This is a genomic window from Curtobacterium sp. MCBD17_003, assembly GCF_003234885.2.
Taxonomy (GTDB): Bacteria; Actinomycetota; Actinomycetes; order Actinomycetales; family Microbacteriaceae; genus Curtobacterium.
This window is the reverse complement of sequence record NZ_CP126275.1, coordinates 1,617,836-1,638,006: the sequence shown is the minus strand read 5'-3', so window position 1 is coordinate 1,638,006 and position 20,171 is coordinate 1,617,836. Positions and strand designations below refer to the sequence as shown.

22 protein-coding genes and 1 pseudogene are annotated in these 20,171 nt (G+C 70.8%); 15 read left to right on the top strand and 8 right to left on the bottom strand.

From position 1 onward, the window contains the following. Positions 1 to 95 precede the first annotated feature (95 nt). From DEI88_RS07820 to DEI88_RS07800, 5 genes are all read left to right on the top strand, one after another. A complete protein-coding gene (locus DEI88_RS07820; protein ID WP_111072144.1) occupies positions 96 to 1,025 on the top strand; it encodes an NADP-dependent oxidoreductase in 930 nt (309 codons plus the stop codon). Between the two features lie 130 nt (positions 1,026 to 1,155). After that, a complete protein-coding gene (locus DEI88_RS07815; protein WP_111048482.1) occupies positions 1,156 to 2,043 on the top strand; it encodes an aldo/keto reductase in 888 nt (295 codons plus the stop codon). Between the two features lie 203 nt (positions 2,044 to 2,246). Next, complete coding sequence (locus tag DEI88_RS07810) at positions 2,247 to 3,161, top strand: helix-turn-helix transcriptional regulator (RefSeq protein ID WP_111072143.1); 915 nt, start codon at positions 2,247 to 2,249, stop codon at positions 3,159 to 3,161. Positions 3,162 to 3,199: 38 nt separating this feature from the next. Then, positions 3,200 to 3,817 carry a hypothetical protein gene (locus tag DEI88_RS07805; RefSeq protein WP_111072142.1) on the top strand — a complete coding sequence of 206 codons (618 nt, stop codon included), beginning with the start codon at positions 3,200 to 3,202 and terminating at the stop codon, positions 3,815 to 3,817. A 109-nt stretch (positions 3,818 to 3,926) separates the two neighbouring features. Next, positions 3,927 to 4,328, top strand: a complete 402-nt coding sequence (locus DEI88_RS07800; RefSeq protein WP_111072141.1) for a hypothetical protein — start codon at positions 3,927 to 3,929, stop codon at positions 4,326 to 4,328. Between the two features lie 23 nt (positions 4,329 to 4,351). Here the strand turns inward: DEI88_RS07800 and DEI88_RS07795 are convergent, their stop codons facing one another. The 4 genes and pseudogenes from DEI88_RS07795 to DEI88_RS07780 form a co-directional block, all read right to left on the bottom strand. Continuing rightward, positions 4,352 to 4,603: a hypothetical protein gene (locus DEI88_RS07795; protein WP_146246070.1), complete on the bottom strand. Its 252-nt coding sequence runs from the start codon at positions 4,601 to 4,603 to the stop codon at positions 4,352 to 4,354. A 71-nt stretch (positions 4,604 to 4,674) separates the two neighbouring features. After that, positions 4,675 to 8,099, bottom strand: a pseudogene (locus DEI88_RS07790) (esterase-like activity of phytase family protein). A 279-nt stretch (positions 8,100 to 8,378) separates the two neighbouring features. Beyond that, complete coding sequence (locus DEI88_RS07785; protein ID WP_258375083.1) at positions 8,379 to 9,086, bottom strand: alpha/beta hydrolase; 708 nt, start codon at positions 9,084 to 9,086, stop codon at positions 8,379 to 8,381. 509 nt (positions 9,087 to 9,595) lie between these two features. Continuing rightward, the gene (locus DEI88_RS07780) at positions 9,596 to 10,261 is read right to left on the bottom strand and encodes a hypothetical protein (RefSeq protein ID WP_111072138.1); all 666 of its coding nucleotides are present in this window, start codon (positions 10,259 to 10,261) and stop codon (positions 9,596 to 9,598) included. Positions 10,262 to 10,359: 98 nt separating this feature from the next. On the opposite strand from DEI88_RS07780, the gene DEI88_RS07775 reads away from it, so the two are divergent. Next, positions 10,360 to 10,920: an MOSC domain-containing protein gene (locus DEI88_RS07775; protein WP_111072137.1), complete on the top strand. Its 561-nt coding sequence runs from the start codon at positions 10,360 to 10,362 to the stop codon at positions 10,918 to 10,920. A 43-nt stretch (positions 10,921 to 10,963) separates the two neighbouring features. Further along, positions 10,964 to 11,578, top strand: coding sequence for a histidine phosphatase family protein (locus DEI88_RS07770; RefSeq protein WP_181441233.1), 615 nt, complete (start codon positions 10,964 to 10,966; stop codon positions 11,576 to 11,578). Here DEI88_RS07770 and DEI88_RS07765 read toward each other — a convergent pair. Then, positions 11,572 to 12,543: an SDR family NAD(P)-dependent oxidoreductase gene (locus tag DEI88_RS07765; protein ID WP_111072135.1), complete on the bottom strand. Its 972-nt coding sequence runs from the start codon at positions 12,541 to 12,543 to the stop codon at positions 11,572 to 11,574. The genes DEI88_RS07770 and DEI88_RS07765 overlap by 7 nt on opposite strands. Between DEI88_RS07765 and DEI88_RS07760 the strand changes: the two genes are divergently transcribed. Together DEI88_RS07760 and DEI88_RS07755 are read left to right on the top strand one after the other, a co-directional pair. Then, positions 12,542 to 13,186 (top strand): TetR/AcrR family transcriptional regulator, encoded by a 645-nt coding sequence (locus DEI88_RS07760; protein WP_284183592.1) that lies wholly within the window; start codon positions 12,542 to 12,544, stop codon positions 13,184 to 13,186. The two genes, DEI88_RS07765 and DEI88_RS07760, sit on opposite strands and share 2 nt — an antisense overlap. A 44-nt stretch (positions 13,187 to 13,230) precedes the next feature. Further along, positions 13,231 to 13,710 carry a hypothetical protein gene (locus tag DEI88_RS07755; RefSeq protein ID WP_111072133.1) on the top strand — a complete coding sequence of 160 codons (480 nt, stop codon included), beginning with the start codon at positions 13,231 to 13,233 and terminating at the stop codon, positions 13,708 to 13,710. A gap of 39 nt (positions 13,711 to 13,749) precedes the next feature. Here the strand turns inward: DEI88_RS07755 and DEI88_RS07750 are convergent, their stop codons facing one another. Further along, positions 13,750 to 14,145 carry a VOC family protein gene (locus DEI88_RS07750; RefSeq protein ID WP_111072132.1) on the bottom strand — a complete coding sequence of 132 codons (396 nt, stop codon included), beginning with the start codon at positions 14,143 to 14,145 and terminating at the stop codon, positions 13,750 to 13,752. 132 nt (positions 14,146 to 14,277) lie between these two features. On the opposite strand from DEI88_RS07750, the gene DEI88_RS07745 reads away from it, so the two are divergent. The 4 genes from DEI88_RS07745 (at position 14,278) to DEI88_RS07730 (ending at position 17,408) form a co-directional block, all read left to right on the top strand. Continuing rightward, positions 14,278 to 15,069 carry a hypothetical protein gene (locus tag DEI88_RS07745; RefSeq protein ID WP_181441232.1) on the top strand — a complete coding sequence of 264 codons (792 nt, stop codon included), beginning with the start codon at positions 14,278 to 14,280 and terminating at the stop codon, positions 15,067 to 15,069. A gap of 169 nt (positions 15,070 to 15,238) precedes the next feature. Next, positions 15,239 to 16,267 (top strand): BadF/BadG/BcrA/BcrD ATPase family protein, encoded by a 1,029-nt coding sequence (locus tag DEI88_RS07740; RefSeq protein WP_181441231.1) that lies wholly within the window; start codon positions 15,239 to 15,241, stop codon positions 16,265 to 16,267. 35 nt (positions 16,268 to 16,302) lie between these two features. After that, complete coding sequence (locus DEI88_RS07735; RefSeq protein WP_146246069.1) at positions 16,303 to 16,758, top strand: hypothetical protein; 456 nt, start codon at positions 16,303 to 16,305, stop codon at positions 16,756 to 16,758. A gap of 68 nt (positions 16,759 to 16,826) precedes the next feature. Next, complete coding sequence (locus DEI88_RS07730; RefSeq protein WP_111072129.1) at positions 16,827 to 17,408, top strand: GNAT family N-acetyltransferase; 582 nt, start codon at positions 16,827 to 16,829, stop codon at positions 17,406 to 17,408. Between the two features lie 49 nt (positions 17,409 to 17,457). Here DEI88_RS07730 and DEI88_RS07725 read toward each other — a convergent pair whose 3' ends face one another. Together DEI88_RS07725 and DEI88_RS07720 are read right to left on the bottom strand one after the other, a co-directional pair. Further along, a complete protein-coding gene (locus DEI88_RS07725) occupies positions 17,458 to 17,589 on the bottom strand; it encodes a hypothetical protein (RefSeq protein ID WP_258372006.1) in 132 nt (43 codons plus the stop codon). A gap of 334 nt (positions 17,590 to 17,923) precedes the next feature. After that, positions 17,924 to 18,880 (bottom strand): NADP-dependent oxidoreductase, encoded by a 957-nt coding sequence (locus DEI88_RS07720; protein ID WP_220038158.1) that lies wholly within the window; start codon positions 18,878 to 18,880, stop codon positions 17,924 to 17,926. A 129-nt stretch (positions 18,881 to 19,009) separates the two neighbouring features. On the opposite strand from DEI88_RS07720, the gene DEI88_RS07715 reads away from it, so the two are divergent. After that, entirely contained in the window at positions 19,010 to 19,567 is a 558-nt protein-coding gene (locus DEI88_RS07715; protein WP_111036435.1) for a TetR/AcrR family transcriptional regulator, read from the top strand. Positions 19,568 to 19,907: 340 nt separating this feature from the next. Continuing rightward, positions 19,908 to 20,117 carry a hypothetical protein gene (locus DEI88_RS07710; protein ID WP_111012460.1) on the top strand — a complete coding sequence of 70 codons (210 nt, stop codon included), beginning with the start codon at positions 19,908 to 19,910 and terminating at the stop codon, positions 20,115 to 20,117. Positions 20,118 to 20,171: the final 54 nt, after the last annotated feature.

The following is a 20,171-nucleotide window of genomic DNA, read 5'->3' as shown; positions in this document are numbered from 1 at the left end:
CGATCAGGGACCGGATCAGTGTTGCTTCGTATTCGAAGCAGGTGTACGGTTCTGGTATCGCTTCGAGTTCGAAGCAGTGAGCGAAGGAGTCCACCATGAAGGCAGTCCAGTTCCACGAGGTCGGCGGTCCCGAGGTCCTCGAGGAGGTCGAGATCGAGCAGCCCACCCCGGGCGCCGGGCAGGTGCGGGTCCGCGTCGCGGCATCCGCCTACAACGCGGCCGACGCCGGGATGCGCGGCGGATTCCTCCCCATCCCGATCGCGCTGCCCCACGTGCCCGGGTACGACGTGTCCGGCACGGTCGACGCGATCGGCGAGGACGTCGACGGGCTCGCCGTCGGCGACGCCGTGATCGGCTTCCTGCCGATGGAGCGCGACGGTGGCGCGGCGGAGTACGTCATCGCACCCGCCGAGGCCCTGGTCCCCGCCCCGACGAGCATCCCGCTCCCCGACGCAGCCGCGCTGCCGTCCGTCGCGTTGACCGCATGGCAGGCGCTCTTCGACGACGGTGGTCTCCACGCCGGTCAGCGCGTCCTCATCGTCGGCGCCGGTGGCGTCGTGGGGAAGTACGCGATCCAGCTCGCCAAGCGCGCCGGCGTGTTCGTCAGCGCGACCGCCAGCCCCCGCAGCATCGACGCCGTCCGCGCGGCCGGCGCCGACCAGGTCATCGACCACACGGACGCCGATCTGCTCGCCTCCGTCGACGGTCAGTTCGACGTGTTGCTCAACCTCGCACCGATCGACCCGGAGCAGTTCGCCGCGGACGTCGCCGCCGTCCGCGACGGAGGCGTGGTCGTCAGCACGACGGCGTTCATGGCCACGCCCGACGACGAGTCCCGCGGCGTGCGGGCATCGACGGTGTTCGTGCTGCCGAACCGCGAACGCCTCGCCGAACTGGTGTCCCTGGTCGACGACGGCGCGCTCACCGTCGAGGTCACCCGTCGGATCCCGCTGAGCGACCTGCCCGCGCTCCACGCGGAAGCCGAGGCCGGTCGGATCGCCGGGAAGGTCATCGTCCTCCCCTGACCGGTGACAGGGACCGTCGTCCCCGGTTCTGCCGGGGTGTCCCTCCGCTGCACAGCGTCCCCTCGGTGCAGCGGAGGGAGGGAACGACAGCCCCCGTCACGGTCCGGCCGCGGGACCTAACGTCGTCGTCATGGACATGATCACACTCAACAACGGCGTCGAGCTGCCGCCGATCGGCTTCGGCGTCTTCCAGAGTTCCCCCGAGGACACCGTCGACGCGGTCCGCACCGCACTCGACGTCGGCTACCGCCACATCGACACCGCAGCTGCGTACGGCAACGAGCGTGAGGTCGGCCAGGCGGTCCGCGCCTCCGGCCTCGACCGGGACGAGATCGTCATCGAGACGAAGGTGTTCCCGTCCGACTACGGGTACGACGAGGCCCTGCACGCGTTCGAGAAGGCCACCGGCAAGCTCGGCATCGACACCATCGACGTCTTCATCCTCCACCAGCCCGCACCCGACCGGTTCGAGAAGACCGTGCAGGCGTACAAGGCCCTGGAGTCGCTGAACGCCGAGGGCAAGGTCCGCGCGATCGGCGTGAGCAACTTCATGCCGCACCACCTCGAGTCCCTCCTCGCGCAGACCGAGGTGGTGCCGGCGCTCAACCAGATCGAGCTGCACCCGTACTTCACGCAGCCGGAGGTCCAGCGCGTCGACGCCGAGCACGGCATCCTCGACCAGGCGTGGTCCCCGATCGGCGGCATCACCTTCTACCCGGGCTGGGGCGGCGACGAGCGCGTCAGCGTGCTCGCGGACCCGACCATCGGGGCGATCGCCGAGGCGCACGGGCGGACCCCGGCGCAGGTGATGCTGCGATGGCACGTGCAGCAGGGCCGGAACGCGATCCCGAAGTCCACCGACCCCGGCCGTATCGCCGAGAACTTCGCGGTGTTCGACTTCGCGCTGTCCGACGACGAGCTCGCGCGGCTCGACGCGCTCGACACCGGACGGCGGGGCGGCCCCGACCCCGACGGCGACTCCTCGCGCTTCGACGCGCGGGTCATCCCGGAGGCCTGACGCGCCGACCGGTCGGACGGGAGGCGCGGTGCCGGCGGTAGCGGGCCTCCCGTCCGGCCGCGTACCGGCCGCGCACCGGCCGCGCACCGGCCCGCACCGGCCGCGCACCGGCCGCTCGCCGGTCGGCTGGTGCGCTCCTGGCGGTGGAGCGGGGTACCGACAGCACCTCCCCGGTCGCCGACGGTGGTCGTACCGTCGATGACATGGACGCGACGACACAGGTCAAGGAGTTCCTGACCTCCCGACGGGGCCGCATCACCCCGGAGCAGGCCGGCCTTCCCGTGTTCAGCGGCAACCGACGCGTGACCGGACTCCGACGCGAGGAGGTCGCGTTGCTCGCCGGTGTCAGCGTCGACTACTACGTCCGCCTGGAACGCGGGAACCTCGGCGGGGTCTCCGACACCGTCCTCGAGTCGCTCTCGCGCGCACTGCAGCTCGACGAGGTCGAGCACGCGCATCTGTTCGACCTCGCGCACACCCAGAACGCCGCGCCCACCGCCCGGCGTCGTCGCCTCACCAACCGCGTCCGGCCCAACGTGCAGCGGATGCTCGACGCGATGAGCGCCCCGGCGTTCGTCCGCAACGGCCGGTCGGACTTCCTCGCCGGCAACCGGCTCGGACGTGCCCTCTACTCGCCGCTGTTCATCGACCCGATCGGCACGCCCAACACCGCGCGGTTCGCGTTCCTCGACCCCCGTGCCCGCACGTTCTACCCCGACTGGGACCAGCTCGCGTCCGATCTCGTGGCGGTCCTCCGTACCGAGGCGGGCCGGAGCCCGTACGACAAGGGGCTGACCGACCTCATCGGCGAGCTCTCGACCCGGAGCGACGACTTCCGCGTGCGATGGGCCACGCACGACGTCCGCGCGCACCGGAGCGGCCTCAAGCGCATCCACCACCCGGTGGTCGGGGACCTCGAGCTGACCTACGAGGCGTTGGGCCTCAACGCCGACACGGGTCTGACGTTCGTGGTCTACGGCACGCTGCCGGACTCCGCCTCGGAACAGGCGCTGCAGCTACTCGCGGCCTGGGCAGCCACCGCGGACGCCGAGGAGCGGAGCGCCGCGCTCGTGATCGACCAGGATCCGTCTGCTGACATGGTCCGACCGACCGGATGAACCCCACGATCGGTGCCGGACGAGTGCATACTCGCGTCATGGTCTCGCCGTCGCTCCGCATCATCCGGGCGGATCGATCGGTGCGGTTCGGCGCGCTGACCGCCTGGGCCTTCGCGGCGCTCGTCGTCGCCGGAGGCGGCACGTTCGCCCTCATGGCGCTGTTCACGCCGGGTCCGGTCGGTGAGGACGTCCTCCTCGCCCTCGGTTTCGGGGCGTTCGCGGGCGCCCTGCCGTCCGGAATCACGCACCACGGGCTCCCCCGCCACCAGTGGGACACGGTCACGCCCGAGGACCGCGACGACCGTGCGACCGTCCTGCGCGCCATCCGACGTGCGACCCCGGAGGACCTCCCGACCGCTGTGCTCGACACGGCTGTCGTGTTCGCAAACGACCGCGCCACCTCCGCGCGCGTGTCGGTGATGACGTCCTCGTTCCTGCATGTCGGGATCGTGCTCGAGTTGCTCCACCAGGGCACCCGCGACGTCGGCGGGTTCCGGACCCTGGACGTCCTGATCGCGTGCACGCTCCCGGCGCCCCTCGCCGTCATGTGGATCACGTCGCTCGTCCAGGCGGCGCGAGCCCGGCGATTCGCGAACGCGGTCCACGATCTGGCCCTCGCCGTCGCGCCAGAGGGGCACGCTCTCCCCCGGTCCTGATCCCCGCTGGCCGCATGCACGAGAGCGCAAGCCGTTGCCGAATCGCCCGTAGTGTGTCATCAGCACGAGGGGGCTGGGGATGGGACGAGTGCGGACAGCAGTCGGGGCCGTGATCGCCCTGGCAACGGTCCTCGCCGTGGCCGGGTGCGGCCAGGACGCGGCCGACCTCCCGACCGCGCCCCTCGCCCGCGCCGACCTCGTCGGGACCTGGGCCTCGGACGGCGCTGGCACCATCCGGTTCGACCGCGGCGGCACGGTCCGTCTGGTGGGTGTCCCCCTGCGCGGGATCACGGCACAGCCTGATGACCCGGCCACGCCCTCCACGAGCACCGGCCGCTGGCACATCGAGGACGGCGATGGGTGGGGGTGGAAGACCGTGTGCTGGGAGAACCGCGATGCAGACCGCTGCACCGCGATCGTTCGCGGGTCGGCCGCACATCGCCAACTCGACCTCGTGGTCGGCGACCCGGACCAGGTGGATTGGTACCGCTACCACCGAGTGTCGTCCTGACCCTCAGCGCTCAGAGACGCGCTTCACCGTCGCGTTCGCGCAGCGACGGTGCCGGCGGTCACCACGAGCAACATGACCGCACCGGTGGCCGCGACGATCCCGCCGAACAGCACCAGCACCCCGGCCCCGATGTTGGCCCCGCCGCCGTCGTCCGCTGTCACGGCGTCGAACCAGCCACCGAGCACCAGTGCGGCGAGGCCGATGACGAACACGATGCCGCCACCGACGACCACGCCGCGGTGCCGACGAGGTCCGCGACCAGAGGGAGATGTCATGCCGGCAGCCTCTCGCGCCAGTGTTGCCGAGGGCAAGGCACCCACGCCGTAGGCGAGCCCAGGGCGCATGGCTACCGCGGCAGCCGCACGGCCAGGTCCAGGATCCGCGTCCGCTGCAGCGCGCCGAAGTTGTCGTCGGAGATGAGCGCCACGCCCACGCGCCCACCGGCAGCGCGGCCCGTGATCGCCATGCCTTCGTAGTTGTCGAGGAGCGGGTTCGTCTGGGTCTCGAGCGCCGTCGCGCCGAGCGTCGGGCCCTTCACGAGATCGGCGACCAGTGTCTTCCGCAGGATCCACGACGCCGGTGCGGCCGAGAGGTTCCCGACCCCGCTCACGTCGGAGGCCCGCGACAGACCGGAGACCGAGTACAGGTCCGCGGAGTTGCCCGCGGTCGCCGAGAACGCGGCTTCCTCGACGAGCATCCGGTCGTCCGACACGAGCGCGACCTCGGGGATGCGGTTGCCCGTGTCCGTGCGGTACCCGACCTGCTTCGTCAGCGCCCACACGCCGGAGCGCCCCCGGGTGTACACGAGCAGGCGGTGGGCGGTGGCGTCACCGGCGGCGGAGACATCGCCGGAGAGCGCGCCCTCCATCGACGCGACGATCGTGTGACCGGACGGCGAGATCGACAGGCCCTCGAGCGTTGCGTTCGAGGTGGCCTCACCCGGGACGCTCGCACCCTCGAGCCCCGCTCCGGACAGCGCCGTGCCGGTCACCGCGAACCGTCCGGGGACCGGCAGCTGCGCCTTCTGCACGCCGTCGCGGCCGAAGACCCGGATCGACGGTTCGTCTCGGAGCTCACCAGGTAGTCGCCGTTCGGGAGGACCGCCTGGCCTTCGTCGTCTGCCGTGAGACCGGTGTAGGGAACGGCCTGTTCGTTCCTCAGGACCAATGGATCACGGCTGACCGTCGGGTCGTCGAGGTTCCGGAAGAACCAGATCCGCGACGGGTCGTCCGCGTGGTTGTCCACGGCGGAGATCCACGACCGCGACCGGCCGTCGTAGGCCAGCGACGAGAGGCCGCCCACCTCGGCCCCGTTGTGCACGAGCTTGTCCAGCGCGTCGCTGTAGCCGAGCGCCACCGCCGCCGGCGGGACAGCCTGGGACGGCCCTCCATGGTGTCCGAAGACGCGGACGACCTGCGGATCGTGGTCACTGGTCTGGTCGGCGAACTCCGCGTTGAGGTGCACCACCTGGTAGTCCGGTGTGCCGACCCCCGACGTGACGAGGATGTGGTCGAGGACCTCGCTGATCCCGTCGTACACGTACGTGTACTGCTGGTTCGCCGGCAGGGTGGCGATCAGGTCGGTGAGGATCGGCTTCGTCGCGGCCTGGCCGTGCAACGGCTTGCCGGTGAGCGTGGCGAGCGCAGGGCTGAACTGGTGGTCGTTCAAGTCACCCGCCACGACGACCGCGGCCCTCGCGTCGACCTTGAGGATCTGCGCCGTGAAGTCGTGCACGAGCTGCGCCTGCTGCTGACGCTGCACGGCGGACGACTGCGCCGGGTACTGGAATCGACCGTCCTGGTTCTGGTCGCCGAGCTTCGCGTCGAAGTGGTTGCCGATGACGAAGACGCGCCGGCCGCGGAACGTGAACTCGCCCACGAGCGGCTTCCGGCTGCTCTGCCAGGCGGCGTCCGTCGGAGCGATGCGCCCCGGCGACAGGGTGACGTCCGGCACGCCGTGGGAGGAGGTGACCGCGGTCGCGGTGGTGGACCGGTTCACCGACGCAGGACCGCGGTCGTCGAACCTCACGCGCTTCGGGTTGAAGAGGAACACGACGCGGATGTTGCCGCCGGGCTGACCGCCGTCGGCGTCGTTCACCGGATCGATCTCACGGGACGCGTAGGACGGGCCTCCAGCCGTGGTGATCGCAGCGGTGAGCTTGGCGATGGTCTGATCCGCCGCGACGACACCGTCATCGGTCGCGCCGTCGTCGTCCTGCACCTCCTCGACGGTCAGGATGTCGGGCGAGCGCAGGTTCGCGACGACTCCCTTCGCGAGCGCGGCGAACTTGGTCGCCGGATCCGACGGCGCCAGGTTCTCGACGTTGTAGGTGGCGACCGACAGTTGGTCGGGCTTCGGGGTCGTCGCGACCGTCGGGGTGATGCCTCCCCGAGCCACGGACCCGAGTGTCGTGGCGGTGAGGTCGTACCCGCCGTACTGCGAGTAGTCGACCTCGCCCACGGTGGCACCACGGAACACGTCAGCGACGTCCACCCGGGGATTGCTGCCGTTCGCCGCGACGACCTCGAGACGTCCGGACGGCATCGCGTTCTCGGCGGTCAGGAGCGTGCCGCCGCGCGTCGTCGGGAGCTGGGACGGCTTCGTCGTCACGTACTGCTCGCCGTACTCGTCGCTCGGCCCGACCACGCGGGCGTCGTCGACCTCGACACGCATGCCCTCGAGCGACTCGAAGAAGTCGAGCGCCGAGCGTGTCGGCGTGATGGGCGTGGACTCGATGTTCCCACCTGCGAGGTCCGGAGCGGACGTGTCGGGCACGCTCGTCGGGCCGAGGACGATCGGCGCCGGCAGCGCGTCCCCCGTCGAGACGACGGTCGCCGTGGCGTTGGTGAGCTCCGTGACCGACAGGTTCGAGGTGGTCGCCGTGGTGTCGCCGGAGGCGAGGGGGTAGTAGTCCTTGACCGTGCCACTGACGAGGACACTGTCACCCACGGCGACCGCCGCCCTCGAGGAGCTGTAGACGAAGACGCCCTCACTCGTCGCGGGGTCGCTGTCGGCGTCGGGGTCCTGGATCCAGTAGCCCTTGCTGCTGCCCGACGTCCGGATCCCGGTCACGATGCCGGGGACGTTCGTGACCTGCTCGCCGTTGAGCGGCGAGACGAACGACGTCCCCTGGATGTCGTGGATGCGGACCGTGCCCGGCTCGGGCGCAGGGCCGGTCGGCGGGGTCGTCGTCGATGCTGTGTTCGCCGCACCCGGGGTGGGTGCAGCGGCGGCGAAGTCCGTTGCGTCGTGGTCGTCGTCGGACGCCCCCTGCCGCTGCACCGAGGCCGTGTTCGAGGCGCCGACGGCCGGGCTCCCCTCGGCGATCGCTGCGGAGCCGAACCCGACGAGGTCGACCGACGCACTCACGCACGAGGCGCTGTCGGCACAGGTGAGCGCGGTCCGGCTCGCGACGACGGCGACCGTGCCGTCGGTGGCGCTCATCGCGATGGTGCCCGTGGCGTCCGGCGTCGGCAGCGCGGTCGTCCCGCCAGCGCCCTTCGCCTCGGCGACGAGGTAGCGACCACCAGGAGCGATCGTCCCGCTCAGCGGGGTCACCTGCCACGTGCCCGTCGCGGACCCGGCGTGGTACTGGACCGAGTGACCGCTGAGGTCGATGGTCGACGATCCCCGGTTCGCCAACTCCACGAAGTCGTTCGTGAAGGTACTGCCGGCGTTGCCCCCGCCGCCGTACACCTCGTTGATGACCAGGCCCGCCGACGGCGCCGCCGTCGCGGGCACCGCGGTCAGCAGACCTCCGGCGATCCCCATGATCGCCACGACCGATGTTGCGATTGCACGTCGCATGCTGCTCTCCCCTGAACCCCGACGAGCAGCATTCAACCCTGTTCGGGTGACATCCGGGTGACGGGGAGGAGGCCGAACGGATTCACTGAGATCGGCGGCACCACCCGCGGCGCGTCCGGACACGGCGTGGTGTCAGGTCGTACGCCTCGGTACCGGCCGCTGGCCCCCCGGCTCCGGGGGCGGAGGTGCCAGACCCGAGGGTGTGCGGGTGACACGGACGTCAGTCCCGCGGTCGCACTCGGATCAGCCCTGAGGTGCCACCGGATCGGGTGCGCCGAGCAGCCGACTGGTCCAATCGGCCAGAGCGGACGTCGCACGCCTGGAGACAGCGGCCCCCGGCATCATGCTCGTGAAGCCGTGGAACGCGCCGGGCCAGACGTGGAGTTCCGCGTCGACGGCTGCGGCCCAGAGGCCACTCGCGTAGGCGACGGTCTCGTCCCGGAACACCTCGGCGCTGCCGCAGTCGAGGTAGGTCGGCGGGAGCCCGGAGAGGTCGGTCGCGCGCGCGGGCGCTGCGTAGACCGAGACGTCGGCGGTGGCTCGGCGTGGTCCGAGGTAGGCGTTCCAACCGAAGCGGGTCATCTGGCGGTCCGCGAGGCCGACACCGTCGATCTGCATCGTCGAGACGGTGCTGTCGCGGTCGTCGAGCATCGGTGAGACCAGGATCTGCGCGAGGAGCGTGGGCCCCTGTCGATCGCGAGCGAGCAGGGCCGTTCCCGCGGCGAGCCCCGCTCCGGCACTCTGACCCGCGATGACGATGCGGTCGGGGTCGACGCCCAGCTCGTCGGCGTGCGCGGCCACCCAGAGCAGACCGGCGTAGCAGTCCTCGATCGGGTACGGGTCCGGGTGTTCGGGCGCGAGTCGGTAGTCGACGCTGATGAGGACGACGTCGTGATCGAGGAGCCAGTCGTCGTACGAGTCGAGGTTCCCGAGGTGGTGGCCGAACATCATGCCGCCACCGTGGATGGTGTAGACCGCGGTCGTCGTTCCGGTGCGGCCGGTCCGTTGGATGACCGCGAGCGTGATCGGGTCGCCGAGGTGCCCTGGGACGGTGACGCTCCACGCTCGTAGCCGTGGGACCGGAGGCGTTCGTCGAGCGCGTCCTCGGTGACGTCGAGCTGCCGCATGGACGGGAGCATCTCGGCCGTGAGCGTGAACGGGCCACGTGCCTCCAGAGCGGCGAGGAAGGTCGCGAGCTCCGGATCGAACGGGGGGCGAGCGAATCGCGTCGGCGACCCAGCCGACCCGGTGGCGGAAGTCGGATCCACGGACATGAGTGCACTCCTTCGAACGAGAAGTGGCGACTCCGATGAGACCGCGTGTGCGCTCCCGCTTGCCGGAGCAAGACGGGATATTTTCCCTCTCCGGCGACCGTAGCGCATCCGGCGCTTGCGTCGCCGACCGTGTGCGCCGCGGTCGGGTGGACTCGGTGGTCGTCCGCTGCTCCGATCCCGACTCCGTCAGCCGGCGTCGCTGACGAACTCCGTCGTCACCCAGGGCAGGAGGTCGCGCTCCACGACCGAGGTGATCACCCGGCTGTCGTCGAGTGACACCGCCAGCCCGAGGACGAACGCGTCGGTGTCGATCGTGTACCCGTCCCTCGCCGCTCCGTCCACGACGACGGCCCGCGGCTGGACCGCGCGGATCGAGACCAGTTCGGTCCAGCCGGGCTCCATGGTGGGGTCGCCGAGTCCGTACTCGTCTCGGAACCGGTTGTGGAGGACGTGGTCGACGTGGGCGCGGAGCAACTCCCGCGGATCGCGCTGGTCGCCGCCGGGCGCGGCGGATCCCGGAGCGAACCAGTGTGTCTGGACGGCCTCCCACAGCGAGGGATGACGCATCCGCTCCCGGCGCTCGAGCAACCAGGACGGAAGATCCGGGGCCACCGGCCGAGCGAGCGCGTCCTCCAGCTCCGACGTCAGGTCGGCGAGGTTCACCGGGTCCGAACGGTCGTCCGGGTTCTTCCACACCGTGTACATCCGCGCCACGGCCGCGCTGACGGTGACGGCGTCCGCGCCGCTCCCCCGGCCGTGCGACGAGATCCCGGCGACGCCCAGGTCCTCGAGATGTCGTTGCGGAACGAATCCGGCGACGGTGATCCCGAGGGCGTCCGCTTGGGCACGCATCCTCAGCTTCGGATCCGGCTGGTCCGACGGCACCCTTCCCCCGATGTGCATGTCGTGCAGTCTGCCCGTCGCGGGGCATCCTGCGCCATCATCGAGTCATGAGCGCGGACAACGACATCAGCCCTCGCGTCGTCGCGGTGAGCAGGGACAGCGCCCATCGGTTCAGCAAACCGGTGGTGGAGGAGGTGGTGCTCGTCGAGGGGTTGGGCGTCGAGGGTGATGCACATGCCGGCGTCACCGTGCAGCACCGGTCTCGCGTGGCACGAGACCCGTCGCAGCCGAACCTGCGCCAGGTGCACCTGATTCACGCCGAGCTGTTCGACGAGGTGGCGGAAGCGGGACACCACGTCGAGCCGGGTCAGATGGGCGAGAACATCACGACCCGCGGGATCGACCTCCTCGGTCTCCCCGCGGATGCGCTCCTGCTCTTGGGGTCGGACGCCCGCGTCCGCATCACGGGCCTCCGGAATCTATGCCAGCAGATCAACGAGTTCGAGCCCGGCCTCCTCCGGGCGGTCCTCGGGAGGGCCGAGGACGGCTCGGTCGAACGCAAGGGCGGCGTCATGGGTGTCGTCGTGTCGGGCGGGGTCGTCCGTCCTGGTGACCCGATCCGGGTCGAGCTGCCCGACGGCGACCTGCAGCCGCTCGGTCCGGTCTGAGCGACGAGACCGGCCGGGGCGCCCGAGGACCGAGGAGCCGACGGTGGTGCAGCACGTGTGGCTCGTCCGCCACGGCGAACAGGTCCGGCACCGCGACGGAGCGCTCACGGTGCGTGGGACGCAGCAGGCCGACGCGGTGATGCGGCGCCTCCGGACCGAGCCGATCGGGAGGATCGTCATCAGCCCGGCACGCCGCGCCCGCGACTCCGCGACGCCGCTGCTGATCGACCGCCCCGCGGTCCCTGTTCGAGTGGACGACCGGGCGCGTGAGCGCATGGAGTACGACCCACCGGTCGTCGACGACGCATCGTGGGATGCGTTCCGAGAAGCGTGGGACCGCACGGAGCGCGATCGGGACCTCGTCCCGGCCGTCGGCGATTCGTCGCGCGCCGCCGCGGCACGGCTCCGTCACCTGATCGACGACGCACTCCCCGACGCAGGTGATCTCGTCGTGGTCACCCACGGCGGCATCATCCGCGACGTGCTGCGAGACATCCTCTCCGACGACGAGATGCGATCGCACCGCCCCGACGCCCTCGCGGGGCTCCCGCACGGGTCGATCACACGTCTCGACGTCGTCGCCCTCGGCTACCACGTGGGCGAGATCGGCACGACGGAGCACCTGCCTGGGTCGCTCTCGGCGGATCCTCGTCAGTGAGGCCCGCGCGTCAGCTCCTCCGACGCCCTCCAGAGCCGATCCGCCGCGTCGGGATCGAGCGCCCACGCCTTCACCCCGTGCGGGTGATCCGCGAGACTCGCCTCGTTCGGAACCGTGTAGGCCTCTTGGCAGTCGTCGAGGTAGTGCCCGCCGGTGTGGGCGAATTCGTGCGCGGCCGCGGCGACCATGGTGGTCGCGGCGCCCTGCTCGACCGTCTTGTAGGCGAACACGCCAGCGGCCTCCGCGGCTTCCAACGACGCCTTCTGCGCCGCCGAGAAGTTGCGCTGGAGCCCGGTGGCGATACCGCCCGGGTTGACGGCGTTCGCGACGATGCCGTCGTCCGCCCAACGGCGCGTGGCCGCAACGGCGAACAGGGAGTTCGCTGTCTTCGCCCGTGCGTAGGCGATCTGGGGGTCGTACTCGGATCGGGTGAAGTCGAGGTCGTCGAGGTCGAGGTCGGCCCGCATGTGTGCGGTGGAACTCAGCGCGACGATCCTGGCGCCGTCGCGCTCCGCGGCACCGCGGGCGAGTGACTGTCGAAGACCGTTCGCGAGCGCGTGGTGGCCGAGGTGGTTCGTGGCGAACTGCAGCTCACGCCCCTCCGCCGTCCGCTCGAGCCCCCCGGTCACCACACCGGCGTTGTTGACGAGCAGGTGGAGCGGGCCCCGCCACTCGGCCACGAACGCGGCCACGGAGGCGCGATCCGCGAGATCGAGGTGACGCACGTCGGGCTGTCGACCAGTCGAGCGCGCGATGGCGTCGGCCACCGCCGCGCCGGCAGACGTGTTCCTGACGGCGAGCGTGACCGCGGCGCCGGCGACGGTCAGGGCGCGGGCCGTCTCCACGCCGAGTCCTGACGACGCACCCGTGACGATCGCGCGCACACCGGTCAGATCGGCGTCGACGAGGACGTCGGCGGCGGTGGATTCGGCATCGAACCGCGTCCGGATGAGTGGAAGGGGCATGCGCGCTACTGTACTGACAAGACAGATCCTGTCTAGTTCGTCGCAGAAGGGCGATACGATCGCGGGCATGGTCGACACCTCCACGGGCACGGATGTGGGACGCCGACGAACGGTGCTCGAATCAGCGCTCGACACGTTCGCACAGGCGGGATACCGGCGGACATCGATGGACGTCATCGCGCGAGCGGCGCGGATCTCCCGCCCGGGCTTGTACTTCTTGTTCGACTCGAAGGAGGCGTTGTTCCGGGAGGCCGCGGCACACGTCCTGACCCAGGATCTGGCAGCGATCGAACAGCTCCTCGCGGACGACACGCGGCCCATCGCCGACCGCCTGCTCGACGCGTTCGACCGGTGGGCCGGACGGTACGTCGGACCGATGGTGCGCGACGTGTCCGCCGTGATCGCCGACAACCCGGAACTCCTCGATGACACGGCCCGTGAGGCTCCCGCCCGGTTCGAGGCGATGGTGACCGCGGCGATCAGCGACCACTGCGAGGCGGCAGCGGATGTCGCACGAACGCTGACCAGCGTGTCGGTGGGGCTGAAACACCAGGTCGACACCCGCGACGAGTACCGGGCGCGGCTCGAGGTGGCGATCCGACTCGTTCTGCGGGCAGCGGCGACAGTGGATGCGGCAGGATGAGTCGACGCGGCAGCGAGGGGAAACGTGCCGCACGAGGGGGCACCATGCGCACACTGCTCGTCGCCATCACTGCCGCGTGCGCGGTGATCTCGCTGACCGGATGTTCTGCCGCGGCGCCGCATCACACCGCACGGAGCGCCGTCGCGCACAGCACGGGATCCGCCGCGTCACCGACGCCCGACCCGGACATCGCGGTGACCTGCGCAGGGCTGACGGAGCTCGAGACGGACCTCTCCGCCGCAGACAGCGAGCGGAGTGCGGGCACCATCGAGGACGCCGGGTACGCCGCGATCGTCGATCTGACGCCGACCGTCGTGTCGGGGATGCTGCGAACGCCGGATCGCGGCCTGGTCGCCGACCTCACCGGCATCCAGGACGCTGTTGCCAGCTCGCCGCCGACCGTCGCGTCCGCGCAGTTCGACCCGGACGCGCCCGCGTTCCGCGCGGCCATGCAGCGGGCACAGCACGATTGCGCTGCCAATGGCTCACCGCTCGTCGCCTACGCGCCCGCCGGCCAAGGGTGATGACGACCTACGAGCTCATGACCGGGTGACCCGCGACCCTCAGTCCGCCGGGGCCATGAAGAGGAACCCGAGGTTGTTCCCGTCCGGGTCCTCGAGGTCGCGGGAGTACATGAACCCGAGGTCCTGCGCTGGTTGCGGCTCGTGCCCACCGGCGGCCAGCCCCTTCTCCACGATCGCATCGACCTCGTCGCGGGAGTCGCGCGTCAGGTTGAGGCCGACCTGCGCATGCGTCCTCGGGTCGGCGATCTCCTTCGTGGTCATCGTCGCGAAGAAGTCCCGCGCGACCACCATCAGGTGCAGGTTGTCGGCGACCTCGAAGCACGTCCCGTGCTCATCGGAGAAGTCCGGGTTGACGACGAACCCGAGCGCCTCGTAGAACGCTGCCGATCGCGCGAGATCTCCTGACGTGATGCTCACCCACATGCTGGTCGTCATCGGTGCCTCCAGGTCGTCGCCGTTGCGTGCCAGCCTGCTCGGTCCGGATCCGCTCGTCAACGTATCCATCCGGTGGCCGCCGCCCCCATTTCGACCACGCTGTCGACGATGCAGGTCACCTAGCGTGGTGCCATGACGACCCCCGACATCCCGAGTTCTGCCGTCTTCGTCGCGTTCGGCGCAGGATCCGGACCGAGCCATCGGCTGTCGGGGGGACGGGGCGCGACCTGGCGCGCCGGCGACGTCGTCGTGCGACCCGCGGGCGACCCCGACGAGGCGAACTGGCGCTCGGCCGTGCTTGAGTCGCTGCCGCCCACCGCCGGGTTCAGGACGGCTCGACCGATCCGCGCCGCTGACGGGGGCTGGCTGTCCGACGGATGGGAGGCGTGGCAGTGGCTCCCCGGGCACGCGGACGAGACGCGGGTGGTCGACGTGATCCGGGCCGGGGCGGCGTTCCACCGGGCGCTCGCCACATTGCCCCGCCCGGACTTCCTCGACCACACCGACGATCCTTGGAGCCGTGCGGACCGCATGGCCTGGGGGGAGGACACGCTGCCGCCCGGCGCGCTGCTCGACCGCCTCGCGGCCGCGTTCGTCCCTGTCCGGTCACCGTCGCAGGCCATCCACGGCGACCTGCTCGGCAACGTGCTCTTCGAACCCGGGGCGGCACCGGCGATCATCGACTGGGCCCCGTACTGGAGACCCGCCGGACTGGGCGCCGCGATCGCCGCTGTCGACGCGACGTGTTGGCATCGCTCGCCGGTCGAGCGTCTGGACGACCTCGGTCGCGGAGTCGCCGAGTGGCGGCAACTCCTGGTGCGCGCCCTCGTGTTCCGGATCGCCACCCTGCACCTCCTCGGGTGGTGGAGCGCCGCCATGGACGACCGTCACCGACCCGTGGTCGACGTCGTGGCCGCACGGTAGCGCCACCGGTCGACGCGCGTCCGCCGACGCGGCCGCGAAGCGCTCGGTCACGCCGGGCGCGTCAACGGACACAACAGGCACAGAGCATCTTGCCATCCCGCGGGTGCGGGGGCCCACCTGTGGAGCGGCGATGGTGCGGAGTCGAGTGCGGGTTGGCTACGCTCGGCCCATGTCCGTCGCCGGAGAGGACCCCCGTTTCGTGATCGCCGCCGACGCCGGGGGCACGTTCTCCCGCGTCGGGTGTTTCGCCCTCGACGGCAGCCTGCTCGGCTCCGCCACGGGCCGAGGCGGGAGTCCGTACCACCAAGCGGACGCCGCCGCGAACGTCGCGGACACGACGGTCCGCGCGTTGCAGGACGCCGGCCGCGACGCTGCTGACGCTGTCGCGCTCGTCGCCGGGCTGGCGATGGTGAGCCGTGCCGGTTCGAACCAGGGCGACGGCGACAACGGCTGGGCCGACGACTTCTTCCGCGTGCCGGGGCTGCGGTGCGAACGGCTCATCTTGAACGACGCGGTCGTCGCGCACCGCGGCGCCCTACTCGGTGCCCCGGGGATCATGGTCGTCACCGGCACCGGCTCGATGATCCTCGCGATCGACGCGGACGGGACCGAGATCGAGAGCGGGCAGTTCGAGCACTACGCCGGGGCGGCTCGGCACCTGGCCTACGAGGCGGTGCAGCTCATCCTGCTCGGCGCCGCCGGTCCGGACGACGACGAGTTCGTCGCGGCGATCCTCCGCTCCTGGGGCGCGGACGACGTGCCGGGACTCCGCCACGTCATCCTCGGCCTCGCGCACGTGGACCGGATGGAGGTCCGGCACCGGTTCGGCGCACTCGCGCCCCTCGTGACCGAGGCCGCCGACCGATCGCCACTGGCGGATCGGGCGCTCCGCGACCTCGCCCGCAAGACCGCCCGCGGCGTCGGACTGCTCGCTCCCCTCATCGGCGGCGACCGCGTGACGGTGTCGACGACGGGTGGTCTGGCGACGACGCCGGCGTTCACCGCCCGCCTCGCGGACGCGCTCGATGAGGACACGTACGCACCGGTGGCGCTCGTGCCGGCCGTGCTCGACGCGCTCCGCGGTGCAGCGCTGATCGCGTACGGGACCGTCGGGGCGGCCACCAACCGGTCCGTCATCGACCGTCTCCGCGGGAGCCAGCAGGACGTTCGACCCGACGGCACCGTCGCTCGATCGTGACGTCGCCAGGCCGCCTGATCCGCCATGCTCGTGCCATGTCGGTAGGGAGGCCCGTGGTGGCGGTGGCCGCAGCGCTCGCCATGGTCGCGGTGCTGCTCCTCAGCGCGTGCTCCGCGTCTCGCCCGTCCGATCCCGTCCGGGCGGCGCGCGCCCTCCCTGATGCGCCGGCGTGGGTCGCGAAGCCGACCGGCACCGACTGCGGCAGCGCACGTCTCGAGGTCGGCGACCTCGCGTTGCCGGAGCGGAGCCTCCGCTGCCTCACGGATGCGCATGACGCCGGAGGCTCGGCGACGGTCAGCTGGGTCGAGCTCACCACCGAGGGCGACCCGGTACCGACCTTCGTCCGCATGACGTCGTCGGGCGTCTCCGTGGCGTCCACCTCGGCGTTCGACGCCTACGGCCAGGGCGGCTGGACGACCTGGCAATGCGCTGACCTGCAGGAGTTCCTCCGCAGCCGTACGTGCGCTGCGCCGACGGACGCGGGCCGGTGAGATCGGGACAGGCCGCGACGGAGCTCGGAGCGCCTTCACGGTGGCGTCTCGCTCGGTAGCGTGGGGCGATGGAACCGGTGACGCTCCGAACGCCGCGGCTCGTCCTCAGCCCGCAGACGACCGAGGACGCGGATCAGATCGTGGCGTGCTGCCAGGACCCGGACGTCATCGCGTTCACCCCGATACCGGTGCCCTACGGACGCGACGAAGCTGAGTCGTTCGTCCGGCAGGTCGAAGCGGGATGGCGAGACGGGACCCGGTTCGAGTTCGCGGTCCGCCCGCGAGCCGACCCCACCAACGTCCTGGGCGCGGTGAGCATCTTCGGTGTCGCAGACGGAGCCGGAGAAGTCGGGTACCTGCTCGCGCCCGCCGGTCGCGGCCACGACTTCATGACCGAAGCGGTCAGCGCGATCCTCGACTGGGCGTTCGCCGGTCCTCCCGACGGTCTCGGGCTCAGCCGTGTGCAGTGGCATGCCCTCCCTGAGAACGAGGCTTCCGCTCTGGTCGCGCAACGATGTGGGTTCCGCCTCGAAGGACGGCTCCGATCAGCCCTGACACATCGAGGGACGCGCCGTGACCAGCTCCTGGCGGCGGTGCTCCGGACGGACGACCGCCGGCAGCCGATCCGTTGGGACGACGGTCAGCAGTAGCTCAGACGAGCCATCACCAACAGGCACCCGTCGACCATGAGCGGACCGGTCACCCCCACCGGGGCTCGTCGACGACGACGTGGTACCGGTCCGCGTTCTGGCCCCGCAGTGCTTGGAGCAGGCCGCGCACCTCCGCGAGCCAATCGGTGTCGCCGGTACCGTCGATGGGGAGCTCGTCCACGTCGTACCGTGCGACCCAGCCGCGGAGGGCATCGTCGAGGGCGGCCGGAGGTGCGTGCCTGCAGCAACCCGAATGCTGCAGGCACGCACGGGGCCGTTGCGTTCCAGGGCAACCCGAATGCCCGGCATCGCGACGGCACGAACCAGCATAGGACCTCTCGTGGGATGGTCCTGGGGAAATCCCGTCGCCTCCCACGCGCGGATCTCATCCATCCAGTAGTCCGCGTCCTGCGCCCGGGCGATAGTCGCCGCGACGAGGTCCCGCTTGGCCGCCTGCGTGGCGGGTTCGGTGGCGGTCATCCGCGGGCTCCCTCACTCGAAGGGCATTTCGGGGGTTACGACGCGGCGTCCGCGCCCTTGGGCAGGAGGACGAGCTTGCCGCGGGCGTTGCCGCTGCGGCTGATCGTGAGCGCGGTCTGCCAGTCCTCGAGAGGGAACGTGGCGGCGACCGGCACCCGGAAGTGTCCCTCGGCCGCAAGTGCGGCAAACTCCGGCAGGGCCTCGACGCGGTCGGTGAGGTCCTCGGTGGCGGAGGAACGAGTGCCGAGCTCGGCGGCCGCGGCGAAATCGGAGATCGTCAGGACCCGCCTCGGGTCGCCGCCGACGATGCGGATGAGGTCCGGCAGCGCGCCGCCGACCGGCGCGGTGTCGAGGGCGACGTCAACCGGACCGTCCGCGAGTTCCGCGACGCGCCCCACCATGCCGTCGCCATAGGAAGTGACGATGGCGCCGAGATCGCGCAGCTGCTTTGCATAGGTCTCGCCCGCGGTCGCGATGACGTGCATGCCCCGGAGGAGCGCGATCTGCACGGCCGCGAACCCGATCGTGCTCCCGGCGCCGTGCACGAGGATCGTCTTGCCCGGTTCGAGTCCGAGCCAGCGCAGGTGCGCGTAGGCGGTGTCGACGGTCATCGGCAGCGCCGCGGCCTGCACGAGGTCGAGCCCCTCCGGGACGGGGAACCACCGGTTCATCACCGCCCAGTCGGACGCGCCCGCGGACGGCGAGTTCGCCCAGTCGGCAGTGCCGAACACCACGTCGCCGACGGAGACGCCCACGACCCCGTCGCCGACGGCATCGACGGTGCCCGCGACGTCGCAGCCAACGCCGCGCGGTAGGGACCCCGCGAAGAGGCCACCGCACAGCGCCCAGTCGGCTGGTGCGACTCCGGCAGCGCGCACGCGTACACGGATCCGGCCGGACCCTGGCTCGGGTACCGGCGCCGTCTCGAACCGGAGGACTGCCTCCGGCTCGCCGTACTCGTGGAACCGCAGGGTGCGCATTGTGTCTGTCATCGGAGTCTCCCGGTCTGTCAAGCGTTGCGACAGGCACTGACGCAACGAATCGTCGGTCGCTGACCTTACGTTCTGTCAGTCGCTGACGCAACCTGCTAGTATCCGGATATGCCTCGGGACGGACGGATCGTGCGGGAGCGACTCCAGCGCGCTGCGCTCGAGCTGTTCGCCGAGCGTGGTTTCGATGGCGCGACAACGGAACAGATCGCGGCGCGGGCAGGCGTCACCGAACGCACGTACTTCCGGCACTTCCCCGACAAGCGGGAGGTGTTGTTCGCCTCCGAGGACGAACTCCGCGAAGTCACCGCGGGGGCCCTCGCCGCGGTGCCGGGAAATTTGCCGGCACTGCCGGCATTGCGACACGCGTTCCATGACGTCGTGCCGCTCATCGAACAGAACCGGCCGCTGGCAGAGCTGCGGGCGCCGATCATCCGTTCCGCCCCCGCACTCCTCGAACGTGAGCACGCCAAGGCCGCAGCATTGGTCGTCCTGGTCGCGGCCGGCCTGGTCGCCCGCGGAGTCTCCGAACGCGAAGCGCTGCTCTGCGCCCGCGTCGGGATGGACACGTTCAGCACCGCTATCCGACGCTGGACGCCCGGGTCGACCGACCTGCACCACGAACTCGATGGCACGTTCGCAGAGCTGCAGCAGCTTGCCGCGACGTTGCAGTTCGAACGGCCCGAATGACCGCTCGACTGCGCGATTCCGAGTAGTACCCGTGGACAGGACGCGTCGCGACTGAGATCTGAGCCCGCTTCGTGCGAGCGATCAAACCTCGGACTCACGGTCAGCGACCGGTAAACCATCGGTTCACGAACACCGGAGTCAACACTGCAGATGCCCACACTTGGCCCGGCTTGAGCGGGCTGCCTCCCTCTCCCAAACTCGGCCGGGCCCTGTGGGCGGGTTACCGGCTAGGGCAAGCCGGAAAGATCATATTGCAGCGCTGGGTGGGGTTACATCAGGTCCTCCGTAGCCGATCGGCTACGGAGGACAGGAGCAGCTAGCTCCCGGTACCGTTCACGTCGTGAAGGCCGGTCTTCCTGTCATCGCCCTCGTTGGCATCGTCGTCGGAGTGCTCGGGTCCGCTTATTCGACGTCGGGCCAGATGGTGCTCGGATGGATCATGATCGTTGCGGGCTTTGCTACTGCGGCTGTCGCGGTGACTGCGCGAGTACGCGAAAACCGCCAGCTGCTTCGTCGGTGGGCGGACGAGGACGAGCGCAAGCAGGACTGACCGCTCGTCTCGGCTGCCGATCGGTCATCGGGACGCTCATCACTGAGATGTCGA

Excerpts from the sequence above, each read along its gene's own strand:
- DEI88_RS07820 (WP_111072144.1), top strand. The coding sequence starts at position 96 with ATGAAGGCAGTCCAGTTCCACGAGGTCGGCGGTCCCGAGGTCCTCGAG.
- DEI88_RS07815 (WP_111048482.1), top strand. The coding sequence starts at position 1,156 with ATGGACATGATCACACTCAACAACGGCGTCGAGCTGCCGCCGATCGGC.
- DEI88_RS07810 (WP_111072143.1), top strand. The coding sequence starts at position 2,247 with ATGGACGCGACGACACAGGTCAAGGAGTTCCTGACCTCCCGACGGGGC.
- DEI88_RS07805 (WP_111072142.1), top strand. The coding sequence starts at position 3,200 with ATGGTCTCGCCGTCGCTCCGCATCATCCGGGCGGATCGATCGGTGCGG.
- DEI88_RS07795 (WP_146246070.1), bottom strand. The coding sequence starts at position 4,603 with ATGACATCTCCCTCTGGTCGCGGACCTCGTCGGCACCGCGGCGTGGTC.
- DEI88_RS07785 (WP_258375083.1), bottom strand. The coding sequence starts at position 9,086 with ATGATGTTCGGCCACCACCTCGGGAACCTCGACTCGTACGACGACTGG.
- DEI88_RS07780 (WP_111072138.1), bottom strand. The coding sequence starts at position 10,261 with ATGCGTGCCCAAGCGGACGCCCTCGGGATCACCGTCGCCGGATTCGTT.
- DEI88_RS07775 (WP_111072137.1), top strand. The coding sequence starts at position 10,360 with ATGAGCGCGGACAACGACATCAGCCCTCGCGTCGTCGCGGTGAGCAGG.
- DEI88_RS07760 (WP_284183592.1), top strand. The coding sequence starts at position 12,542 with ATGCGCGCTACTGTACTGACAAGACAGATCCTGTCTAGTTCGTCGCAG.
- DEI88_RS07765 (WP_111072135.1), bottom strand. The coding sequence starts at position 12,543 with ATGCCCCTTCCACTCATCCGGACGCGGTTCGATGCCGAATCCACCGCC.
- DEI88_RS07755 (WP_111072133.1), top strand. The coding sequence starts at position 13,231 with ATGCGCACACTGCTCGTCGCCATCACTGCCGCGTGCGCGGTGATCTCG.
- DEI88_RS07750 (WP_111072132.1), bottom strand. The coding sequence starts at position 14,145 with ATGACGACCAGCATGTGGGTGAGCATCACGTCAGGAGATCTCGCGCGA.
- DEI88_RS07745 (WP_181441232.1), top strand. The coding sequence starts at position 14,278 with ATGACGACCCCCGACATCCCGAGTTCTGCCGTCTTCGTCGCGTTCGGC.
- DEI88_RS07740 (WP_181441231.1), top strand. The coding sequence starts at position 15,239 with ATGTCCGTCGCCGGAGAGGACCCCCGTTTCGTGATCGCCGCCGACGCC.
- DEI88_RS07735 (WP_146246069.1), top strand. The coding sequence starts at position 16,303 with ATGTCGGTAGGGAGGCCCGTGGTGGCGGTGGCCGCAGCGCTCGCCATG.
- DEI88_RS07730 (WP_111072129.1), top strand. The coding sequence starts at position 16,827 with ATGGAACCGGTGACGCTCCGAACGCCGCGGCTCGTCCTCAGCCCGCAG.
- DEI88_RS07720 (WP_220038158.1), bottom strand. The coding sequence starts at position 18,880 with ATGACAGACACAATGCGCACCCTGCGGTTCCACGAGTACGGCGAGCCG.